This window comes from Cupriavidus sp. SIMBA_020 (genome assembly GCF_046535395.1).
Taxonomy (GTDB): Bacteria; Pseudomonadota; Gammaproteobacteria; order Burkholderiales; family Burkholderiaceae; genus Cupriavidus; species Cupriavidus campinensis.
Genome location: NZ_JAWRWU010001446.1, coordinates 1 through 243 on the forward strand (window position 1 = coordinate 1; position 243 = coordinate 243).

1 protein-coding gene is annotated in these 243 nt (G+C 67.1%); it reads left to right on the forward strand.

Annotated elements, in window-relative coordinates:
* A partial coding sequence (locus tag SB751_RS34345) for an iron-containing redox enzyme family protein (RefSeq protein WP_410749539.1) occupies positions 1-243 on the forward strand: 243 nt, incomplete at both ends.

A 243-nucleotide genomic window follows, 5' to 3' on the forward strand; every position in this document is an offset into this window, starting at 1 on the left:
CGCCGAAGCCTGCGGCACCACGCGCGAGCGCGTCACCAACCCCGACAACATGTCGCCCACCACGCGCGGCCTGCAGGCGTGGTGCTATTCGGTGGCGATGCGCGAAGACCCGGTGGTGGCGGTGGCCGCGCTGGTGGTCGGGCTGGAATCGCAGGTGCCGTCGATCTACCGCAAGCAGACGCCCACGCTGCGCGAGCAGTACCAGTTCACGGACGAAGAGGTGGAATTCTTCGACCTGCATAT